At 63.6% G+C, this 19894-nt stretch carries 20 protein-coding genes; 17 read left to right on the top strand and 3 right to left on the bottom strand.

The annotated features are described in order from the left end of the window. Nucleotides 1–17: 17 nt before the first annotated feature. On the top strand, nucleotides 18–1097 hold the full coding sequence (locus tag AC0GUR_RS19305; RefSeq protein ID WP_472879134.1) for a TraB/GumN family protein: 1080 nt from the start codon (nucleotides 18–20) through the stop codon (nucleotides 1095–1097). A gap of 188 nt (nucleotides 1098–1285) precedes the next feature. On the opposite strand, the gene AC0GUR_RS19310 is transcribed toward AC0GUR_RS19305, so the two are convergent. Beyond that, on the bottom strand, nucleotides 1286–2230 hold the full coding sequence (locus AC0GUR_RS19310) for an aldo/keto reductase (protein ID WP_472879135.1): 945 nt from the start codon (nucleotides 2228–2230) through the stop codon (nucleotides 1286–1288). Between the two features lie 148 nt (nucleotides 2231–2378). On the opposite strand from AC0GUR_RS19310, the gene AC0GUR_RS19315 reads away from it, so the two are divergent. After that, nucleotides 2379–4601, top strand: coding sequence for a beta-glucosidase (locus tag AC0GUR_RS19315; RefSeq protein WP_472879136.1), 2223 nt, complete (start codon nucleotides 2379–2381; stop codon nucleotides 4599–4601). 55 nt (nucleotides 4602–4656) lie between these two features. On the opposite strand, the gene AC0GUR_RS19320 is transcribed toward AC0GUR_RS19315, so the two are convergent. Continuing rightward, nucleotides 4657–4851: a hypothetical protein gene (locus tag AC0GUR_RS19320; RefSeq protein ID WP_472879137.1), complete on the bottom strand. Its 195-nt coding sequence runs from the start codon at nucleotides 4849–4851 to the stop codon at nucleotides 4657–4659. Between the two features lie 104 nt (nucleotides 4852–4955). Between AC0GUR_RS19320 and AC0GUR_RS19325 the strand changes: the two genes are divergently transcribed. The 5 genes from AC0GUR_RS19325 (at nucleotide 4956) to AC0GUR_RS19345 (ending at nucleotide 9839) form a co-directional block, all read left to right on the top strand. Then, nucleotides 4956–5873, top strand: a complete 918-nt coding sequence (locus AC0GUR_RS19325; protein WP_472879138.1) for a LysR substrate-binding domain-containing protein — start codon at nucleotides 4956–4958, stop codon at nucleotides 5871–5873. Nucleotides 5874–6280: 407 nt separating this feature from the next. Continuing rightward, entirely contained in the window at nucleotides 6281–7393 is a 1113-nt protein-coding gene (locus AC0GUR_RS19330) for an S-(hydroxymethyl)glutathione dehydrogenase/class III alcohol dehydrogenase (protein ID WP_472879139.1), read from the top strand. A 168-nt stretch (nucleotides 7394–7561) separates the two neighbouring features. Then, entirely contained in the window at nucleotides 7562–8449 is an 888-nt protein-coding gene (locus tag AC0GUR_RS19335) for a class I SAM-dependent methyltransferase (protein ID WP_472879140.1), read from the top strand. Between the two features lie 135 nt (nucleotides 8450–8584). Next, on the top strand, nucleotides 8585–9118 hold the full coding sequence (locus AC0GUR_RS19340; protein ID WP_472879141.1) for a pseudouridine synthase: 534 nt from the start codon (nucleotides 8585–8587) through the stop codon (nucleotides 9116–9118). 148 nt (nucleotides 9119–9266) lie between these two features. Continuing rightward, nucleotides 9267–9839 carry an OmpA/MotB family protein gene (locus AC0GUR_RS19345; protein WP_472879142.1) on the top strand — a complete coding sequence of 191 codons (573 nt, stop codon included), beginning with the start codon at nucleotides 9267–9269 and terminating at the stop codon, nucleotides 9837–9839. Nucleotides 9840–9901: 62 nt separating this feature from the next. On the opposite strand, the gene AC0GUR_RS19350 is transcribed toward AC0GUR_RS19345, so the two are convergent. Next, entirely contained in the window at nucleotides 9902–10696 is a 795-nt protein-coding gene (locus AC0GUR_RS19350; RefSeq protein WP_472879143.1) for a TatD family hydrolase, read from the bottom strand. A 486-nt stretch (nucleotides 10697–11182) separates the two neighbouring features. On the opposite strand from AC0GUR_RS19350, the gene gspE reads away from it, so the two are divergent. The 10 genes from gspE (at nucleotide 11183) to AC0GUR_RS19400 (ending at nucleotide 19894) form a co-directional block, all read left to right on the top strand. Next, nucleotides 11183–12916 carry a type II secretion system ATPase GspE gene (gene gspE, locus AC0GUR_RS19355; protein WP_472879144.1) on the top strand — a complete coding sequence of 578 codons (1734 nt, stop codon included), beginning with the start codon at nucleotides 11183–11185 and terminating at the stop codon, nucleotides 12914–12916. A gap of 297 nt (nucleotides 12917–13213) precedes the next feature. After that, on the top strand, nucleotides 13214–14431 hold the full coding sequence (gene gspF / locus AC0GUR_RS19360; protein WP_472879145.1) for a type II secretion system inner membrane protein GspF: 1218 nt from the start codon (nucleotides 13214–13216) through the stop codon (nucleotides 14429–14431). Between the two features lie 55 nt (nucleotides 14432–14486). After that, nucleotides 14487–14912, top strand: coding sequence for a type II secretion system major pseudopilin GspG (gene gspG, locus AC0GUR_RS19365; protein ID WP_472879146.1), 426 nt, complete (start codon nucleotides 14487–14489; stop codon nucleotides 14910–14912). 71 nt (nucleotides 14913–14983) lie between these two features. Beyond that, nucleotides 14984–15430 (top strand): GspH/FimT family pseudopilin, encoded by a 447-nt coding sequence (locus AC0GUR_RS19370; protein WP_472879147.1) that lies wholly within the window; start codon nucleotides 14984–14986, stop codon nucleotides 15428–15430. After that, nucleotides 15427–15819, top strand: a complete 393-nt coding sequence (locus tag AC0GUR_RS19375; RefSeq protein ID WP_472879148.1) for a type IV pilus modification PilV family protein — start codon at nucleotides 15427–15429, stop codon at nucleotides 15817–15819. The genes AC0GUR_RS19370 and AC0GUR_RS19375 overlap by 4 nt, the downstream gene beginning before the upstream one ends. Beyond that, a complete protein-coding gene (locus AC0GUR_RS19380) occupies nucleotides 15816–16532 on the top strand; it encodes a prepilin-type N-terminal cleavage/methylation domain-containing protein (RefSeq protein ID WP_472879149.1) in 717 nt (238 codons plus the stop codon). The genes AC0GUR_RS19375 and AC0GUR_RS19380 overlap by 4 nt, the downstream gene beginning before the upstream one ends. Then, on the top strand, nucleotides 16529–17392 hold the full coding sequence (locus AC0GUR_RS19385) for a type II secretion system minor pseudopilin (RefSeq protein WP_472879150.1): 864 nt from the start codon (nucleotides 16529–16531) through the stop codon (nucleotides 17390–17392). Before AC0GUR_RS19380 ends, AC0GUR_RS19385 begins: the two co-directional genes overlap by 4 nt. Continuing rightward, nucleotides 17389–18552, top strand: a complete 1164-nt coding sequence (locus AC0GUR_RS19390; protein ID WP_472879151.1) for a PilN domain-containing protein — start codon at nucleotides 17389–17391, stop codon at nucleotides 18550–18552. The genes AC0GUR_RS19385 and AC0GUR_RS19390 overlap by 4 nt, the downstream gene beginning before the upstream one ends. Continuing rightward, complete coding sequence (gspM, locus tag AC0GUR_RS19395; RefSeq protein WP_472879152.1) at nucleotides 18549–19181, top strand: type II secretion system protein GspM; 633 nt, start codon at nucleotides 18549–18551, stop codon at nucleotides 19179–19181. Before AC0GUR_RS19390 ends, gspM begins: the two co-directional genes overlap by 4 nt. After that, nucleotides 19178–19894: a hypothetical protein gene (locus tag AC0GUR_RS19400; RefSeq protein WP_472879153.1), complete on the top strand. Its 717-nt coding sequence runs from the start codon at nucleotides 19178–19180 to the stop codon at nucleotides 19892–19894. Before gspM ends, AC0GUR_RS19400 begins: the two co-directional genes overlap by 4 nt.

Consider the following 19894-nt stretch of genomic DNA (forward strand, 5'->3'; position numbering starts at 1 on the left):
GCAAGGAATACGATGCAATGAGACGGAATCCCGCCAAACCACGGCAGCACTACCTGCCTCTGTTGTTGGCCGCGAGCCTGCTGGCCATCGGAGCGGCACCCGCGAGGGCACAGACTGCGCCGCCGCCGGCCTCCAGCGCGCCATCGCAGGTCACCAATCTCGAAGGCGTGTCGGTCAGTGGTGAGCAGCCGGGGCCCGGCTTGTGGAGAGTGAGCAAGGGCGATCACGTGATGTTGGTGCTCGGCACCCTTTCGCCACTACCCGACCGCATGCAGTGGAAGACCGAAGATGTGGAGGAGGCGATTGCCGGCTCGCAGGAAGTGCTGGGGCCACCCTCCGTTTCCCTGAAGCCCAAGACCAATCTCTTCGGCAAGCTGTTTCTGCTGCCGTCGCTGCTAGGTGCGCGCAAGAATCCGGACGGGCAGACGCTGCAGCAGATGGTGCCTGCGCCCGACTACGCGCGTTGGCTGGTGCTCAAGCAGCAATACTTGGGCAACGATCGCGGCGTTGAAAACTGGCGGCCGATCTTTGCGGCGGTGGAGTTGTACGACAAGGCGGTCAAGCGCCACGGTCTCACGGCGTCCGGTGGCGTGAAAGACACCGTGCGTGACCTCGCCAAGAAGCACAACGTCAAGTTCACTACGGCGCGCTACACGCTGATGGTGGATGAGCCGCGCACTGCGGTGAAGACCTTCAAGACCTCGCCGATGGACGACCGTCAATGCTTCGGCCGCACGCTGGACACGGTGGAGCGGGATATGGGGCGCATCACCCAGCGCGCCAACGCCTGGGCCACTGGCGACATCGATATGCTGCGCAGCCTGCCGATGAACGATCAGCGCGAAGCCTGCATATCCGCGATTACTGAAGCGGGTTTTGCCAAGCAGCTTGGCTTCAATGATGTGCGGCAGCGGGCGGAGACTGTTTGGATCGATGCTGCCGTGCAAGCGTTGAACACCAACGCCCAGACATTCGCCATGCTACCGATGGAGGATGTGCTCTCTCCGAAGGGCTTGATTGCACGCTTGAGGGCCAAGGGCTATCAGGTGGAGGCGCCGGATGGGAGTGACGCAGAGGGTGTGGCGCCGGCGCAATAAAAGGCTTGGTGTGCTCCGTGCTCGTCATTCCTGCGAGACGCTTTAAAACAACCGAAGGTTGGTCAAGCAGGAATCCAGCGCCTTTAGAGGCGTCGAAAAAGCGCAGAGTCGCTGGATGACCAGCTTCGCTGTTGTGAAGCACCTCCTGCCTTCGCAGGGATGACGAGCATGAGAGGGCGAGGGGAGATTCAGGCGCTCGCCTGATCCAACGTAGCGATATTGTCCTTGCTCAACTGCAAGGACACCGCACCGAACAACTCCTTGAGCTGGGCCACACTCGTCGCGCTGGCAATCGGCGCTGTGATGCTCGGGCGGGCCATCAGCCAGGCAAGCGACACCTGTGACGGTGTGGCGTTGTGAGCGGCGGCCACCTTGTCCAGCGCCGCCAGGACGCCCATGCCATGCGCGTTGAGATATTTCTGCACAGCGCCGCTGCGCGCAGTGCTCTTGGCAAGATCCGCCTCGCTACGGTACTTGCCGCTGAGAAAGCCACTCGCCAGCGCGTAGTAATTGATCACGCTGATGTTTTCGGAGATGACCAGCGGCTCAATCTCTGACTCGTATGGCTTGCGGCGCATCAGGTTGTATTCCGGCTGCAGCGTTTCATAGCGTGGCAGGCCAAGCTTGGCCGAAAGTGCAAGCGCTTCACCGAAGCGATCGGCACCATAGTTCGACGCACCGATCACCCGCACCTTGCCTTGCTCGATCAACTTGCCGAACGCACCCAGCGTTTCATGCAAGGGCACGGTGGCGTCATCCTCATGTGCCTGATACAGGTCGATGTAGTCGGTCTGCAGGCGGCGCAGCGAGCCTTCCACCGCCTGGTTGATGTTCATCGGCGACAGGCCCGGATGTTCGGCCCATTTCGCGACCTTGGTGGCGATCACCACCTTGTCACGCTTGCCGCTTCGCTTGAGCCATTTGCCGATGATGGTTTCCGACTCGCCACCGCGATTGCCGGGCACCCATGCTGAATACACATCCGCTGTATCGATCAGGTTGAAGCCGGCGTCGACGAAGGCGTCGAGTAGTTCAAACGAGCGTTGCTCATCGGCACTCCATCCAAACACGTTGCCGCCGAAGGCCAGCGGCGCCACTGAAAGCGAGGATCGGCCAAGGGGGCGCAGGTTCATGAAGGACTCCGTGTGCGATGTGGTGCAAGTGGGCCAGGGCGATACTTCATCAGTGTTGCCCTGGTGCATACTCGAGCTTCTGAGTATACGCGCCGTGACTGTGATGCCGAGGCGAGCGCGTTGCCATGCGAACACCGGAGGATGTCGGATGAAACGCAAGAGCGGAGCTGCACTGCGTAGCGCGGTTTTGGCCAGTGCGATCGTGATGGGTTTGTGCACGGGGCTGGGCATGGCGTTCGCGCCATCGCCGGTGACCAGGCCATGGAGCGATGCGACGTTGTCGCCGGATGCGCGCGCGAGTTTGCTCGTGGCGCAGCTGACGCAGGACGAGAAGTTCCAGCTCATCCGCAGCTACTACGCGGGCCCTGATCGCCCTGCTGACAAACCGTTCCCGAAGGGTGCGATGGTCTCGGCCGGCTATGTGCCTCCGATCCCGCGACTTGGTATTCCTGCGCTGCAGGAGAGCGATGCAGGCCTTGGTGTGGCGAGTTCCGACCGCATGCGCCCGGGCGACGATGCCACGCCGCTGCCGGCCGGTCCCGTTACCGCCGCCACGTGGGACCCGCAGATGGCCTATCGCGGTGGCGCAATGATTGGCAACGAAGCGCACAGCAAAGGTTTCAATGTGCTGCTGGCAGGTGGCATCAATCTGATGCGCGAGCCGCGCAATGGCCGCAACTTCGAATATGCGGGAGAGGATCCGCTGCTGGCCGGCACCATCGTCGGCGAAGCGATTCGCGGCGTTGAGAGCCAGCACGTGATCTCCACCATAAAGCACTTTGCGTTGAACAATCAGGAGACAGGGCGTAACACCATCAATGTGCAGATCGGTGAGCAGGCCATGCGCGAGTCCGACCTTCTGGCCTTCGAATTGGCCATTGAGCGCGGCAAGCCCGGTTCGGTGATGTGCTCGTACAACAAGGTCAACGGTGACTGGGCGTGCGAGAACGACTATCTGTTGAATCAGGTACTCAAAGGTGATTGGAAATACCCCGGCTTTGTGATGTCCGACTGGGGCGGCACGCATAGCGCGGCCAAGGCTGCGAATGCGGGGCTGGATCAGGAGTCGGCGGGCGAGGTTTTCGACCAGCAGGTTTTCTTTGACGCGCCGCTGCGCGAGGCACTGGCCAAGGGCGACGTGAAGCAGCAGCGCCTGGACGACATGTTGCGACGCATTCTGCGCAGCATGTTCGCGACGGGCGTATTCGAGCATCCCGCCGGCAAGGCGACGATCGACGGCCAGGCCAACCTCGCGGTATCGCGCGAAACGCTTGAAGCAGGCGCCGTGTTGTTGCGCAACGAACACGATCTGCTGCCGCTGGATGCCGCCGCGCTCACTTCCGTGGCAGTAATCGGCGCCCATGCCGACAAGGGCGTGATGGCCGGTGGCGGTTCATCCTTGGTCACTGCCAAGGGCGGTAACGCCGTGCCGGGGATCGAACCCACCAAGTGGCCCGGCCCCGTGATGTTTCATCCTTACCCGCCACTCAAGGCTATTCGAGCGATGGCCCCCAAGGCGAACGTGCAGTTTGCCGAGGGCAATGACGTGGCCGCGGCAGCTGCGTTGGCGGCAAAGTCGCAGGTTGCCGTCGTGTTTGTGCAGAAGTGGGCCACGGAGTCGCTCGACACGCCGGATCTCGCCTTGCCGGACTGGCAGGACGTATTGGTGGCCGCTGTCGCCAAGGCCAACCCGCGCACCATCGTGGTGCTGGAGAACGGCGGTCCGGTCGCCATGCCGTGGCTCGATCAGGTGGGGGCCGTGCTGGAAACCTGGTATCCGGGCGGCGATGCCGGCACGGCAATCGCCAACCTGCTATCGGGCAAGGTCAATCCTTCCGGGCGTCTGCCGCTGAGTTGGCCGCGCGATCTCTCGCAACTGCCGCGCCCGGAACTTCCCGCTGCGGCGGGAGGCACACCACCGTCCACCGTCGACTACGCCATTGAGGGTGCGGGTGTCGGCTATCGCTGGTATCAGGCGCGCGGCATCAAGCCACTGTTCCCGTTCGGCTACGGCTTGTCGTACACCCACTTCGAACATGGCCCGCTGTCCGTGTCGTCACGCGAGGGCCAAATGATGGCGACTGTCGACGTGCGTAACAGTGGTTCACGTGCTGGCGCCGATGTGGCGCAGGTATACGTGCAAGTGCCCGGGGCAAAAGCCAACCGCCTTGCTGGCTACGCGAAAGTGTTCCTGCAACCCGGCGAACATCGGCAGCTGATCATTCCGCTGGAACGCCGCCTGTTGGCCGATTTCGACCCTGCCACTCATGGTTGGCAGATCCGCGGTGGTGAATACCGGGTGATCGAAGGCCGTTCGTCCGAAGACCTTGGCTCACCCGTCAGCATGCAGCTTCCCGCCAGCCATCTGTAACCGGAACGGCGCTGCTACGTGGGCAGCGCCGTCGCGGTACCGCGGGGACATGGGGTCAGGCGCAACCGCCGTGGGCGAGTGCTGTCGGCGACGGGGCGACCTTGCGGCTGCTGCCACTCGCCTTTTGCAGGTGCTGGCGCTTGCCCGTGGGGCGTACCGGCTCTTGCGGCGTGTTCACTAGCCGGCGTGCCAGCTCAAGGTCGGTGATATGGCCATGCATAAACAACAGGTTCGTGAAGAGCGAGCTCATGACGTCCTCCCGTCGTGCCATCGTTTGAGTAGGCGCTCAAGATAGACCCCTTGCAGGCGGCGAAAAAGCGATATATTCGCAACCCAGCCTTGAGAGAAATTCAAATGGCACGTGTCTCGCTGGATCTCCTCCAACAGTTCGTGCAGGTCGCCCGCCTGGGCAATCTCTCGCGCGCCGCTGAACGGGCCAACCTCACGGTCAGCGCCCTGAGCCACCAGGTGCGGCAGCTGGAGCAACGCCTGGAGTGCAAGTTGTTCGAGCGCGGTCCACGCGGCGTGCTACTCACCGCGCAAGGGCGTCGGCTGATGGAAGCGGTGGGGCACCACTTCGAGGGCATCGACCGCGCAATGGCGGGATTTCGCTGCCGCCGCGAAGACGCGCTGACCATCAGCGCCATACCCGGCGTGATGTCCAGCTGGCTGGTGCCACGGTTGGCCCGTCTGGTGGCCGCCCATCCCGAGCTGGAGCTCAACCTGCAGTCGAGTGTGGAGCTGGTGAATTTCGAGCGCGATCCGGTGGATGCGGCCATGCGTTACGGGCGGGGTCCGTGGCCTGGGCTGGTGACCGAACGTCTGTTCGGCGAGTGGATCGCACCGGTGGTGTCACCCGCGCTGCTGGAACGCATGGGTGATGCGGATCCGGAAGATCTCGCCCGGTGGCCCTTGTTGGGCGACCCCGGCGAACGCTGGCGCGACTGGTTCACTGCCACCGGTGGCAAGCCACCGCATCGCTACGTGGCGCAGTTCGACAACACCGATGCACTGCATCGTGGGGCGCTGGAAGGGATGGGCGTCGCGCTGGGGCGCATGGTGATGGCGCGGCCGCTGATCGAGGCGGGTTTGCTCAAGGTGTTGGGTAATCGCTATCAGCAGATTCCGGAAGCGTACTTCCTGGTGTATCCGGAGCATGCGAAGGATCACGCGGGGTTGCGGACGTTTCGGGAGTGGTTGCTGTGTGAGGCGGGGAAGTATGCGGAGGCGATGTCCTACGCCACCGGCAATAACGGTCACGCTGCTCCGTAAAAACCCAGGCCAACCCCTGTGGGAGCGCACCCTGTGCGCGACGTGGCGCAGCGATTTGCCTGTCCCCTTGAGGCATGTCGCGCACAAGTGTGCTCCTACAGAAAAAGAGACCGGCGACTGTGCCTTTGTAGGAGCGCACTTGTGCGCGACCGCAGCGCGACAAGGTCATCGCTCCGTCAGTTTGTCGCCCACAGGGTGGGCTCGCACAAACGAGTATCGGCGTTCCTCTGCGGGAGCGTGTCCTGTGCGCGACATGACGCCACCATGCCCCTTGGGGACTTGTCGCGCACAAGTGCGCTCCTGCTAGAAGCGGCGCTGATCGCGCCATATCGCGAAATCAGTTTCACTGAAAGCGAGATCGCGTCATCATTCCTCCTTGCACCACCGCACGTCACAAGGAGAGCACCATGAAGTCACGCGCCGCCGTCGCCTGGGAAGCAGGCAAACCCCTCACGATTGAACAGATCGACGTGGCTGGCCCCAAGGCGGGTGAAGTATTGGTGCGCATCGTGGCCACGGGCGTGTGCCACACGGACGCATTCACGCTCTCCGGTGCGGATCCGGAAGGTCAGTTCCCGGTGATCCTCGGCCATGAGGGCGGTGGCATCGTGGAAGAAGTCGGCGAAGGCGTTACCTCGCTCAAGCCGGGCGACCACGTGATTCCGCTGTACACACCGGAATGCGGCGAATGCAAGTTCTGTCTCTCCGGCAAGACCAATCTGTGCCAGAAAATTCGCGCTACGCAGGGCCGGGGCGTGATGCCTGATGGCACCTCGCGCTTCTCCCTCAACGGCAAACCGCTGCTGCATTACATGGGAACCAGCACGTTCAGCGAGTACACCGTGCTGCCGGAAATCTCGCTGGCCAAGATCAACAAGGCCGCGCCGCTGGAAAAAGTGTGTCTGCTCGGTTGCGGCATCACCACCGGCATCGGCGCGGTACTCAATACGGCGAAGGTGGAGCCGGGTGCGAGCGTGGCGGTGTTTGGTCTCGGCGGCATTGGCCTGTCGGTAGTGCAGGGTGCGGTGATGGCGAAGGCCGGGCGCATCGTGGTGGTCGATACCAACCCCGACAAGTTCGAGATGGCGCGTGCGCTTGGCGCCACCGACTGCATCAACCCCAAGGATTACCCGGATACGCCGGTTCAGCAGGTCATCGTCGACCTCACCGATGGCGGCGTGGACTATTCGTTCGAGTGCATCGGCAATGTGCACGTGATGCGCTCGGCGTTGGAGTGCTGTCACAAGGGTTGGGGTGAGTCGATCATCATTGGCGTGGCCGGTGCGGGGCAGGAGATCAGCACCCGTCCGTTCCAGCTGGTGACGGGGCGCGTGTGGCGCGGCTCGGCATTCGGTGGGGTCAAGGGCCGTTCGCAGCTGCCGGGCTACGTGGATCGTTATATGGCCGGCGAGATCAAGATCGACGAGATGATCTCCAAAGTGTTGCCGCTGGAGCGCATCAACGAGGCGTTCGACCTGATGCACGAGGGCAAGGTGATCCGCTCGGTGATCCACTACTGAGCACCATGGGCCGCCTATCCCGGTGAAAGGCGGCCTCAAGGAAACTGTGATTTCCTACGTGACGACAAGGCGGCGCCCTTGTCCATCCACCATTTGTATACGTAGTGGCCGGCAAGCTGGGGTCGCTATGCTGTATCCGTTGCGCCGAGTTTTTGCCAGGGGTAGTCGATGAAGAGCCGTGTGATCGTGGGGCTGGCAGCGTTGCTGCTGGCGTCGTGCAGTGGCAGTTCCGCACCAGCCAATGCACAGTCGCAGGATCAACCCGCCAATGAGCTGGTGCCACCTACCAGCGCCAAGGACTTCACCGCCACGCAGCTGGATCAGGTGCTGGCGGGCGACTGGCGCTCGCCGCCGAACAAGGCGCGCGATGTGTACCGGCACCCCAAGGCCACGCTGCAGTTCTTCGGCATGCGGCCCGATCTCACGGTGATCGAAATCACCCCGGGCACCGGCTGGTACAGTGAAATTCTTGCGCCGCTGCTGCGCGACAACGGCCACTACATCGCCGCCGTGGCCAAACCCTCGGGCGAGGGCGAGGCGAGCCGCAATCTGACGGGCCTGAAAGAAAAGTTCGCCGCCGACCCTGCCCACTTCGGCAAGGCGCAGATTCTTGAGTTCGACCCGAAGGCACCGGTATTTGGCGCGCCGGGCTCGGCTGATCTGGTGCTGACCTTCCGCAACGTCCACAACTGGGTGGAGGCGGATACCGCCACGGCGATGTTCAAGGCGTTCTATACGGCGCTGCGTCCGGGCGGCGTACTGGGCGTGGTCGATCATCGCGCGGCAGACAACGCCAACCTTGAAACGATTAAGAGCAGCGGTTACCTGCCCACGGCCTACGTGATCAAGCTGGCGACCGATGCCGGCTTCAAGCTTGAGGAAAAGAGCGAGATCAACGCCAACCCGAAGGACACCAAGGACTACCCCAAGGGCGTGTGGACACTGCCGCCCACGTTGACGCTGGGTGACCAGGACCGCGAGAAATATCTTGCCATCGGTGAATCGGACCGCATGACGCTGCGCTTCGTAAAGCCGGACGCCTCCGCGGCGCATTGATGGCGGGCGCTTTGGTGGCGCCGTAGCGTTGCAGTCGCGCACTGGGTGCGCTCCTACAGAATGCTCGCCATGTAGGAACGCACCCAGTGCGCGACCCAGCCCACGTCATACGCCATTGGTGCCTCACTCAACGTCATGCTAGTTGCCCTCAACAAACCCTATGGGGTGCTCTGCCAGTTCAGTGATGCGGACGGCCGCCCCACGCTGGCGGAGTTCGTCAAGCAAAAGGACGTCTATCCAGCAGGAAGGCTCGATCACGACAGTGAGGGCTTATTGCTGCTCACGGACGATGGCCGCCTCGCGCACAAGCTTACCGATCCGCGTCATAAGCAACCCAAGACGTATCTGGTGCAGGTGGATGGGCAGATCACCGATGAAGCCATCGCCGCGTTGCGCCGTGGTGTAACGCTCAACGACGGCCCGACATTGCCCGCAGGCGCGGAGCATGCCGCGGAACCGGAGTGGCTGTGGCCGCGCGATCCGCCCGTGCGTTTCCGCAAGCTCATTCCTACCAGCTGGCTGCGCATCACCTTGCGCGAAGGACGTAACCGGCAAGTGCGTCGCATGACGGCGGCAGTGGGTTTTCCCACGCTTCGCCTGATTCGCGAGCGTATCGGCCCCTATGCACTTGAGGGGCTAGCTCCGGGTGAAACGCGGGTTGTAGGTTGAAACCCACAATTAAATGATCCAACTCTCTTGATTCTTTGCCGCCACCCTGAGGCTGCGCTTCGGTAAGGTAAGCGGACACATGGCGTGCAGGACGGTGGTGTCTTGCCTCGTGTGCAATCCCTGCACTTATATCGAAAAGGAGTTGATCATGAATGCATTGCGGATGGCCTTGCTGGCTGGCGCCATTGCCATCGCCTCGGGTTGCGTTTCCGAAGGGACCTACAAGAAGGAAGTTGCCCAGGCAAATCAGTATCAGGCAGAAGACGCTCAGTTGACCGCGTTGAACAAGCAGTTGTCCGCCAAGCTGAGCAAGGACGACGCCACCATTCAGCAGCTACAGGGCCAGCTCAAGGTCACGATGATGGGTGACGTGGTGTTCTCCGAAGGTGGGCATTTGCTCAATACCAAAGGTAAGGCGACGTTGGACAAGATGGCGCCTTCGCTGGCTACGCTTAGCCAGCAACGAGTGGCAGTAGAAGCCTTTACCGACAACGTGCCGATTGGCGCGGCGTTGAAAGCGCGCTACCCCACCAACGTTGACCTGTCTTCGGCTCGCGCGGATGAGGTCGTTAGCTATCTCGGTAAGCAGGGTGTTCCCGCTCGCCTGATGTCTGCCCAGGGTTTCGGTGAGCGTCATCCGATTGCAAGCAACGACACGCCCGACGGTCGCTCCCAAAACCGCCGCGTGGAAATTGTAATCACCAACGCGCCGCTGCAGTAACGCGCACTGTTTCCGATGTAGGCAAGGAAAGCCCCGCTATGGCGGGGCTTTCTTTTTTTGGGTCAGTGCGCAGGCAGCCCGAAGAACGCCGCCGCCGTGGCCGTGGTATGTGCCGCTGTGACTTCGGCCGCCTCACCGCGGTCGCGGGCAATCTCTTCGCAGATATGCCGCAGAAACATCGGCTCGTTGCGTCGATGTGAGGGCTGCGGGCGCACGGTGCGCGGCAGCAAATAAGGTGCATCCGTTTCGATCATCAGGCGGTTGGCAGGGATCTCCTTCACCAACTCACGCAGATGAGTACCGCGCCGCTCGTCGCAAATCCAGCCCGTGATGCCGATATGGCAATCCAGCGCCAGGTAATCACGTAGCGCCTCACCCGTGTCGGTAAAGCAATGCACCACCGCGCCAGGTATCTTGTCGCGATAACGGCGCAGCAGCGCAACGAAGTCGTGGTGCGCGTCGCGCTGATGCAGGAACAGCGGCTTCTGAACATCCACGGCGATCTGCAGCTGCCGTTCGAATACGGCCAACTGCACATCGCGTGGCGAGTAGTTGCGGTTGTAGTCCAGCCCCGTTTCACCCACGGCCCGAACTTCCGGGTGGGTCGCCAGTTCGCGCAGCAAGGCATCCGTGGCGTCGTCGTAATCGATCGCGTGATGCGGATGCACGCCCGCCGTGGCGTACAGCACGTCCGGATGTGCCTTGGCCAGTGCCAACGCGTGAGTGCTGGCGTCGCGCGAAGCACCCGTGACCACCAGCTGCTCGACGCCGTGCCCTTTTGCCCGTGCCAGCACGTCGTCAAAGTCGTGGCGGAACGATTCGTGGGTGAGGTTGGCACCAATGTCGATCAGCTGCATGGGGTGTTCTGTGGGGACAAAGCGCCATTGTCGCAGAGCGCCTGTGGCGCAACCAACTGCGGGCTGGTGTGCTGGAGGGCGCAGCGCCCAGGTGCGATGCGAATGGGCAGTCGTATCCGCTGGATAAAGGATTGAATCTGGCCACGAAGCCCGCGCCATCAAGGCATGAGTAGAAGGGCGCCGGGGGGCCGTGCCAAACACGGGCAAGCATCGGCTCAACCCTCGCGGTGGGCGATGTCCTTCGCAAAATATCGCGTCGGCGGTTGACGTCCCGACGAGGGGGCAAGTCCCCGCAAGGGAATCGTCATGGCACGTCTTTACCCTTCAGGCGTGGAACGCCGGCACGCGGACGTGGTCCCACGCTGGTGAGCTAGGGTGAGAAACCGTGCTCGCGCGCAAACCGGCGGGTGTGTTAACAATGCGTCCTCGGTGCCGTTGGGGGCGGTTCCGCGACACAGGACGTAACACTGGGAGCGGGGTGATCGCATGTCGGCAGTCGCAAAACCGGCGGCCAACGTGGAAGGGGCGGCGATGGAGAGCCGCGAAGCGGCGGTATGTGCGCTGCTCGTTTCCCGTGGCCGGCTGAAAGATACGGATCTGGCGCGCGCGCGCCGGCTGCATGAGGAGTCGCCCGAGGGCACACTTACGGCCTTGATGGCCCGCCTGGGCCTGGTCTCCGAGCGTGACCTGGCCGAAGCCTGGTCGGAGCTGCTGCACACGCCGCTGCTGGCCGCCCGCGAAGCCCCCGAATTGCCACCCGCCGAACTCGATGTCTCCGTGCGCTTCCTCAAGCAGCAGCACGTGGTGCCGGTGCGGGTGGGGGAGGATGGGCTGGCGCTGGTGGTGTCCGACCCGGCCGATCCCTATCCATTGCAGGCGATGCAACTGGCCGCCGGCCGACCGGTGGCGATGCGCATCGGCCTGCGTTCTGAAATCGATGACCTGATCGAACGCTATTACGGTTCCGGCCGCTCCGCGATGGGCACCATCGTGGAAAACCTCGACGGCAGCGCCGCGGTGGAAGACGACGTGGAGCATCTGCGCGACCTCGCCTCCGAAGCGCCGGTGATCCGTCTGGTCAACCTGATCCTGCAGCGCGCGGTGGAACAGCGTGCGTCCGACGTGCATATCGAGCCGTTCGAAAACCGCTTGAAAGTGCGCTACCGCATCGACGGCGTGCTGCATGAAGTGGAGGCGCCGCCGTCCAGCTCCACCGCGGCGGTGATTTCGCGCGTCAAGATCATGGCCAAGCTCAATATTGCCGAGCGCCGCCTGCCGCAGGATGGTCGCATCCAGCTGCGCGTCCAGGGCAAGGAGCTGGACCTGCGTGTCTCCACCGTGCCCACCAGCTTCGGTGAATCGGTGGTGATGCGTATTCTGGATCGCGAATCGGTGGTGTTCGATTTCGCCTCGCTGGGCTTTACCGACAACTTCCAGCAACGCTTCGTGGATGTGCTGGAACGTCCGCACGGCATTCTGCTGGTCACCGGCCCCACTGGCTCAGGCAAAACCACCACGCTCTACACTGCGTTGTCGAAGATCAACACGCCCGACGTGAAGATCATCACGGTGGAAGATCCGGTGGAATACCAGATCGAGGGCATCAACCAGATCCAGGTAAAGCCGCAAATCGGGCTGGATTTCGCTGGCGCCTTGCGCTCCATCGTGCGACAGGATCCGGACGTGATCATGATCGGCGAAATGCGCGATCTGGAAACATGTCGCATCGCCATCCAGTCGGCGCTCACCGGTCACCTGGTGTTATCCACCCTGCACACCAACAGCGCGGCGGGCGGCATCACGCGCCTGCTCGACATGGGCGTGGAGGATTATCTGCTCGGCTCCACCGTCAACGGCATCCTGGCCCAGCGCCTGGTGCGCCGCCTCGACCCTGAAACCGCCATTCCTTATGAAGCGCTCCCCGAAGTGGTGGAGCAGTTCGAGTTGCACAAATACACCAACGAGCGACCGATCCGCCTGTGGAAGCCAGGAACCAGCGCCGCCAATCCCAGCGGTTACCGCGGGCGTCGCGCCATCATGGAATTTCTGGTGATGAGCGACCCGCTGCGTCGCCTGGTGATGCAACGCGCCGACGCCGGTGAGATCGAACGGATGGCGCGCGCTGAAGGCATGCGCACCATGTATGAAGACGGCATCGCCAAGGCGGTGGCAGGCATCACCACCATCGAGGAGGTGTTGCGTGTTACGCAGGAGTCGTGAGCTTTCTCCCTCTCCCCTCCGGGGCACGCGGGGAACGGTCATCGATGGCCGCGGCTCTGAGGAGCGAGGAGAGGGCTGGGGTGAGCCCCAGAAACGGGGCAAAGGTCGGGTGCTCGCGATGGCCGCCCTTACCCCTCACCGTCATCCCTGCGAAAGCAGGGATCCAGCGACTTTGGCAACAAAAGGGCGTCCCGGTAAAAGGGCACTGGGTCCCTGCTTTCGCAGGGATGACGAGCGTGGTGTGTTGCGGCAAGGGGCGATGCAGCTGCTTTGTCGACGCTCACTATCGGTGACGCCATGACCCAATTCCGCTACCGCGCTGTCAGTGCCGCTGGCGAAGTGCTGCAAGGTCAGATGGAGGCCGCTAGCGTCGAGGAGGTGGTGAGTCGCCTGCAGGACCAGGGCCACACGCCGCTCGATGCGCGTGCTGCCGACGCCGACGCCGGTGGTAGCGGGCTGGCGGCGTTGTTCAAGCGTGGCCCGTTCACCGGCGACCAGCTGGCGCAGTTCACCCATCAGCTGGCTACGCTGTTGGGCGCGGGCCAACCGCTGGATCGCGCGCTCGGCATCCTGATGGATCTGCCCGAAGGCGAACGCGCCAAGCAGTTGATCGAGCGCGTACGTGATCGCGTGCGCGGCGGCACGCCGTTGTCGCAAGCGCTGGACGATGAGCACGGTGTATTTCCCAAGCTCTACATCAGCCTCGTGCGCGCGGGCGAGGCGGGCGGCTCACTGGAAGATACGTTGCGCCGTCTTGCCGAATACCTCGAACGCTCGCAGCAACTGCGCGGCAGCATCATCAATGCGCTGATCTATCCCGCGTTCCTGATGGTCGGCGTGCTCGGTTCGCTGCTGCTGTTGCTCGCCTATGTGGTGCCGCAGTTTGTGCCGATCTTCCAGGACATGCAGGTGCCCATTCCCTGGATCACTCAGGCCGTGCTGGCGGTGGGTGGCACCCTGCAAACCTGGTGGTGGGCGCTGCTGATTTTGCTGGTGCTGGGCGTGTTGATTGCACGCGCCAGGTTGCGCGATCCCGCTATCTTGCTGGCATGGCATGCGCGGCTGCTTACCATGCGTGTGGTTGGCCCGCTGCTGCTTAAGATTCAAACGGCGCGGATCGCACGTACGCTGGGCACCCTGCTGAAGAACGGCGTGCCGCTGCTCTCTGCGCTAGGCATCGCGCGTCAGGTCACCGCCAACCGTGCGTTGGATCAGGCGCTGGAGCAGGCCGCCGAACAGGTGAAGGGCGGCACGGGTTTGAGCTTCGCGCTGGCGCAATCGCAGCGCTTCCCACGTCTGGCCTTGCAGATGGTGCAGGTGGGCGAGGAAGCCGGCCAGCTCGACACCATGCTGCTAAAGGTGGCCGACACCTTTGAGCTGGAAAGTCGCCGCTCCATCGATCGCCTGCTGGCGGCGCTGGTGCCAGCGCTGACCATCGTCATGACCGTGTTGGTGGCCATCATCATGGCGGCGATTCTGCTGCCCCTGCTCAGTCTTACCAGCAACATTCAATGAGTCGCGTGGTCCGATGACGCGTCTCTCCCGATTGAAAACCACGAGGTAATCGCCCATGCAACAAAGGACCATCCGCCGCCTTGGCGTCAGCCGCGGCTTTACCCTGCTGGAAATGCTGGCGGTGATCGTATTGATCGGCATCATCGGCGCGGTGGTGGTGACCCAGGTCGGCAAGAACGTCGACAAGGGCAAGTACGGTGCCGGCAAGGCCCAGCTCACCACCCTCAGCCAGAAGATTGAAAACTACGCGCTGGACAACGGCACGCCGCCTCAGCAGTTGCAGGACCTGCTGGTGAAACCGGCTAATGCTCGCAACTGGCAGGGCCCGTACGCGAAAGAGTCGGAGCTTCATGATCCATGGGGTCATGACTTTGGCTACAAGTATCCGGGCGATCACGGCAGCTTTGATCTGATCTTCTACGGCCAGGATGGCAAGCCCGGCGGCGACGGTTACAACGCCGACGTGGGTAACTGGCAGTAACAGCGATGCGGATGAAATCGCCATGCTCGCAACGAGTTCCGCGCTTGCCCAGAGTGGCGAGACGGACGCGCGTGCAAGGCGGCTTCACCTTGCTGGAAATGCTCGCCGTGATCTTGCTGATCGGCATTGCCGCGGCTGCCGTGGCTGTGTCGGTAACGCAAGGGCTGGCAAGTGCGCGCGTCAGCGCGGCGAGTGGCGAATTGGCTGCGGCGCTGCGTGCAACCCGCACACAGGCCATCGTGCACGGCAACGAGCACACCTTCGAGGTGGATACGCGCGCCAATACCTACCGTGCCGACGACGGCCAAACCAAACGGTTGCCGTCAGGCATGCGCATCGGCATCACCAGTGCGAAAGAGGATCAGGTCAACGACCATACCGGGCGCATCCGGTTCTTTCCGGATGGCAGTTCCACCGGCGGCCACGTCACGCTGCAGCGTGAGCGTCGCCAATGGCAAGTGAATGTGTCGTGGCTGACCGGCGCCGTCAGCGTCACTGATGTGAGCGCCAAGTCATGAGGCAGGCGCGCGGCTTCAGCTTGCTTGAAGTCATTGCGGCCACCTTGCTGCTTGCTATCGCGTTTGTCGCGCTGATGCAGGTGGCCGGCGGCTCCGTCGCCTTGACGCGCAATGCGGATGATCACAGCCAGGCCGCCCTGTGGGCGCGCAACCTGCTCGATACCGTCGACATCACGGCGCCGCTGCAAGCCGGCACGCGCGAAGGGCAGTTCGACAGTCACTATCGTTGGCGGCTGGTGGTGACGCCCTGGCATGCCGGCCCGGCTGATGCCAATGCGCCCATGCAGATGATGAAGTTGGACCTCGACGTGTTCTGGGGCGCGCGTCCGCGCGAACGCTCCGCGCACTTCAGTACGCTGCGCGTGCTCGGGCCGGTAAAGACGTCATGATGCCGACGCGCGTCCGTCATTCCGCAGCACTTGCCGCACCTCGTGCGATATCGCGGTCGCGCGGCTTTACCTTGCTCGAAGTGCTCGGCGCATTGGCGCTGTTTGCGCTGTTGTTGCTCGGCATCTACGCGGGCGTGCGCACGGCCACTCACGCCGTGCGCTCGGGTGAGGCGTCGATTGAACGAATGGATGAAGTGCGCTCGGCCCAGCAGTTTCTACGCCGCGAACTGGCGCAGGCGCGAGCCGTGCCGCTGGCGCGCAACGACAAGGGCGATCCGCTTTTCTTCAAGGGCAGTGCCAACGAACTGCTTTTTGTGGCGCCGCTGCCAGGCTACCTTGGCCGGCTGGGGCCGCAGCTGCAACGACTCAAGCTGGTGCCCAACGGCAAGGGTGGCTCGCGGTTGGAAGCAAGCTTTGCGCTGATGCCACCCGACGGCAGCGAGCCACGTGCGCTGGGCGAACCCGAAGTGCTGGTGGATCATATTCGCAGCGGCAGCTTCAGCTATCGCACGCCCGATACGCAGCAGACCCCGGGCGACTGGCACGATCAGTGGAGCGACAGCCGCGCTATGCCGCGCATTGTGCGCATCGCCTTGCAGCTCGATGGCACCACCGCCTGGCCGCAACTCGACGCACCGCTGCGAGTGGATGCCTCAGCCACGCAGGGTCAGGTCGACTTGCTGCAGGGCCTGCAAAGGCGGACTCCGCCATGAGTCGCGCCATGCTCCATAGGCAACGAGGCGTGGCCTTGCTGGTCGTGTTATGGGCCTGCACCTTGCTGGCGGTTCTGCTTGGCGGTTACGCCATGCTGGCGCGCACCGAGGGTTTGCAGGCGCGTTTCCTGTTTGCCCAGACGCAGGCGCACTACGCCGCCGAGGCCGGCCTGATGCGGGCCATCTATGCGCTGCAGGATCCACAGCAACAACAGCGCTGGACGCCGGACGGGCGCGTGTATCCGTTTGCGTTCGACGGTGCCAAGGTCAACGTGAGCATCATCAGTGAAATCGGCAAGGTGGATCTCAACGCCGCATCGCCCGATGTCTTGCAGAACCTGTTTCGTGCCGCGGGCATGCCCGACAACCAGACACAGGCGCTGGTGCGCAACATCGTCGATTGGCGCAGCTTCGCCTATACGCCGCCGAGCAACGTGCCCAACGTGACTTACGCGCAGGCGGGCCGCGATTACGGCCCCCGGCATGGCCCGTTCGGCACCGTCGAAGAATTGCAGATGGTGCTGGGCATGGACCCGGCGGTGTATCGCAAGGTAGCGTCGCAGGTCACCCTATGGTCCGGGCGGCAGAGTCCGGACCCGGCCACTGCACCGCTGCTGGCGCTGCAGGCCATTCCTGGCATGACCGCGCAGCAGGCCCAGGCCATCCTGGCGGCCCGTTTGGCGGGGCAGCCAACGGCGGCCCTAGCCGGTATGCAGGGAGTAACGCATAGTATTCGCGCGGAGGCCACGCTGGCTGACGGCACACGCGCCGTCTTGCGCGCCACGGTACGGCTGCAGGGCAATCGCCCGGGCGCGTTGCCGTACGCCGTGCTGCGTTGGCAGGAGGGTGAGGGAGAGTGAGTACACCAACGCAGCCATTGCGATTGCAGATCGACCGCGCACGCCGCGCCTGGCGTGCTTCGCCACTGCCGCATTTCCTGGCGTGGTGGGGCCGCGAATTGTCCGCGCTGCTGCCGGCGCGCTGGCGGGCGCAGTTCGCTACCGGGCTGGCCTGGCATGTGCTGCAGCACGAAGGCGATGAGTGGGTCGTACGCAAAGCCGGCGAACCGCAAGTGCTGGCGCGCTGGAACAGCCAACTGGATGCCACTGCCCAGCAGGTGGCGCTGGGCGATGCCGTACGTGGCGTCGATGCCGAAGATCTTCGTTTCGCGCTATGCCTGGACCCGATTCACGTGTTGCGTCCACGTTTGAACCTGCCGCTGGCAGCGCGCGACAACCTGCGCCAGATCGGCGCTTTCGAAATGGATCGCCAGACGCCATTCCGCGTCGAGCAGGTGCGTTATGACGTACGCGAAACGTGCGTTGCCGCGCCCGCCGGTCGCTTTGCCGCGGAGCTGGTGGTGGTGCCGCGCGCCACGCTCGATCCGCTGCTGGCCAAGCTGGCCACGGCCGGTTTGCAGGTCGATGCGGTGGACGTGCTTGAGGGCCACGACCGGCTCGGCGCCAATCTGTTGCCGACGGAACTGGCGCCACGTCGGCAGCATCCACGGCAGCGATTGAATCTCGTGCTGGCCGCATCAGCGGTCGTGCTGCTGTTGCTGACCTTGCTGCAATTTCTGCACAACCGTGAAAGCGCGTTGGAACAGATGCGCACCGACGTCGAAGCGATGCGTGCCGAGGCACAACAGGTGTCGACGCTGCGCCAGCAGTTGCAGGACAACGCGGGCGCCGCCGGCTTTCTGGCCCAGCGCAAAGCTCATACCGTGTCGGCACTCGCCGTGCTGCAAGACCTCAGCCAACGCCTGCCGACCAATGCCTGGCTTGAGCGGTTGAGCATCGACAACGCCGGCCAGGTCGGCTTCCAGGGGCAGAGCCCGCAGGCGGCGCGTCTGGTCGATGCGTTCAAGGGCTCGACCGTCATCACCGATGCCAATTTCCAAGGCACCATCCAGGCTGACCCATCGACCGGCAAGGAGCGTTTCTACATGGTGGCGCAGCTGCGCAAACCGGCTGAAGCCAAGCCCAAGCCGGCACCGGCCGCGGCCGGAGGTGCGCCATGAAGCTGGTCGCGATGAAGCCGCGTGAAAGTCGCATCGCCGCCATCCTGCTGCTCGCGGTGGTGTTGGTCATCGCTTACTTTGCGCTGCTGCACTGGTGGTTCGTTGCCCCGCTGATGGGCATTCACTCGGAGATGGATGACCTGCGCGACACCCATGCGCGGTACGCCGCCGCCATGGCAGAGAAACCGCAGCTTCAGCAACGCATCGCAGCCATGGGCGCCGGCCAGGCCGCCAGTCATGCCTTCCTTCCCGAGGATGATCCCAACGCGGCTGCCGCCGGGCTGATGCAGCGCGTGGTGGACGCCGTGGGTGCACACCCGCAAGGTGGTGCCTGCGACGTCACGCAGAAAATGCCGGTGACCAATCCCCCTTCCGGGCCGGATGAGCCGTATCGCAAAGTGGCGGTGAGCATCAGCCTGCGTTGCGAAGTGCAGCCACTGGCGGACACTCTGCACGATCTGGAGCAGGGTACGCCTTACTTGTTCGTGGATGACCTGAGCATCTATCGCAACCCGGTCGCTGCCATGCAGCAGGCGAATGCGCCGCTGGAAGTGCAGTTCACGCTGTCCGGTTACGTGCGCCAGCCGCGCGCGCCAGCGGGTGACCAGACTCAGGGAGGTGCGCCGTGAATGCCGCCGCCCAGCGTCGTCTGACCCCTGTCTTGGGCGGTGTAGCCGCTGCGTTCGGCCTGTTGCTGTTGCTGCTGCTCGCCGGTGTCGGGCGTGGCGTGCAGTGGGGCCCGCCACGTGCCGCCTCGCCGTTGCCGCAAACCCGCGACCAGGGCCTGCCTCCGCCCGTGCCGCTGGCGCAGTTCTCGGCCGTGTGGACGCAGCCGCTGTTCAACCCTGATCGCAAACCAGGCATGCACGCTGCCAGCGGTGGCGCCACCCTGGGTGACATGCAGCTCACCGGCATCATTCTTACGCCGCAATTGCACATGGCTCTGTTGCGCGACAAGAGTGGTGACCACGAAGTGCGCGTGCGCGAAGGCGACAACTTGCCGGATGGCAGCTGGCGCCTGGCCGAACTCAAGCCGCGCGCCGCCGTGTTCGAATCGGCGTCGGGCCGCACGCAACTGGAACTGCCCGCCGGTGCGCCCATCGACATGCCCAAAACCGCCAATACACCCGGCGCACCGCAGGGGCCCGTTCCACCGGCCACAGGCGGCGTGGTGATCAACCAGATGCCCGCACCGAACGCGCCGATGCCCAACGCCGCCACCCCGGGTGCACCGATGCCGGTCACCAACGAATCGCAGAACGATCGCATTCGCCAGTTGCGCGAAGCCATTCAGAAGCGTCGCGCCCAGCAGCAGGCCGCGAACCCCGAAGGAGCTCACTGA

The sequence above is a fragment of the Dyella sp. PARNA 12/25 genome, assembly GCF_055702865.1.